The 1,616-nt window shown below is 70.5% G+C and carries 1 protein-coding gene; it reads left to right on the forward strand.

Annotated elements, in window-relative coordinates; all coding sequences use genetic code 11:
• Positions 1 to 75: 75 nt before the first annotated feature.
• A complete protein-coding gene (locus E6R18_RS33810; RefSeq protein ID WP_136320679.1) occupies positions 76 to 1,452 on the forward strand; it encodes an IS1380 family transposase in 1,377 nt (458 codons plus the stop codon).
• Positions 1,453 to 1,616 lie beyond the last annotated feature (164 nt).

Here is a 1,616-nt window from a genome sequence, read left to right on the forward strand (position 1 = left end):
CGGAGAGTGCCCCTGACCTGCAACGATGGGACTTGTCTAGGGTCCTGTGGCTGCACGGAAAGAAGCACTCTCCAGGTGAAGAAGCGTATCGGGTCGTACCCGCGTGTCCGCATCGAGGGCGGTGGCCGGGCGGTGGTCTCGCAGGCCGGGGGCGTGCTGCTGGTCGAGACGGTCCGCAAGGCCGGCTTGGACACCGCGATATCAGCGGCGCTGGCACCGTGGCGGAAGGCTCGGGCGGTGCACGATCCGGGCAAGATCCTGCTGGACGTGGCCCTGGCGGTTGCGTTGGGTGGGGACTGCCTCGCGGATGTCGCCATGCTGCGGGCCGAGCCGGCGGTGTTCGGGCCGGTGGCATCCGACCCGACCGTCTCCCGCCTCATCGACACCCTCGCCGCGGCCGGGCCGAGGGCCCTGACGGCGATCCGGGCCGCGCGGGGCGAAGTCCGCCAGCAGGTCTGGCGGTTGGCCGGCCGGGAAGCGCCTGATGCGGGCGGGATGGTGACCGTGGACCTCGACGGGGTGCTGGTGATCGCGCACTCGGACAAGGAGGACGCCGCACCCACGTGGAAACGGACCTACGGGCATCACCCGCTGATGGGGTTCGTCGATCACGGACCGGGCGGCACCGGTGAACCGGTCGCGGCCCTGCTCAGACCGGGCAACGCAGGATCGAACACGGCGGCCGACCACATCAACGCCACTCAACTGGCCCTGGCCCAGCTGCCGAAGAAGTACCGGCGCGGGCGCCGGACCCTGATCCGCACCGACTCCGCGGGCGGCACCCACGACTTCGTCGCCTGGCTCGCCCAAAGGGGGCGGTGGCTGTCCTACTCGGTCGGCATGACGGTCACCGAGCAAATCCACCAGCACGTGCTGAAGGTTCCGGCATCGGCCTGGACGCCGGCCGTCGAGACCGGCGGCGAGGTCCGCGACGGCGCCTGGATCGCCGAACTCACCGGCGACGTCCTGACCGGCTGGCCCAAGGGCATGCGGCTGATCGTCCGCAAGGAACGACCGCATCCCGGGGCACAGTTGCGGCTCACGGATGCGGACGGCATGCGGCTGACGTGTTTCGCCACCAACACTGCGGGGCGTCCGATCGCCGAGCTGGAGCTCCGTCACCGGCTGCGGGCCCGGGCCGAGGACCGCATCCGAAACGCCCGCGCCACCGGCCTACGGAATCTCCCTCTGCACCGCACCGCCCAGAACCGGATCTGGCTGGAGATCGTGCAGATCGCGCTCGACCTGCTGGCCTGGATGCCGATGCTCGCCCTGACCGGCAAGGCCAGGCTCTGGGAGCCCCGCCGCCTGCGGCTCCGCCTGTTCACCGCGGCCGGACAGCTCGTGACCACCGGCCGCCGACGGATCCTCCGCATGGCCCGGCACTGGCCCTGGACCGGTCACATCACCGCAGCCCTGGACCGGCTCGCCCAACTACCCGACCCTGGCTGACCAGCGGATTCCCCGTCCCTTCGACAACACCTCAACACCCGGAGCAGTGGAACCCGGCGCCTCCCCGAGACGACACTCGGGCCCTCAACCTGCCCACTCTCAGCCCACGGCAGGAAAACGGTCCACCGACTCCGTCGGCGGACCGTCATGAAACTTCGAGGTTA

It is taken from the genome of Streptomyces sp. A1277 (assembly GCF_004795015.1).
In the GTDB taxonomy this organism is placed as follows: Bacteria; Actinomycetota; Actinomycetes; order Streptomycetales; family Streptomycetaceae; genus Streptomyces.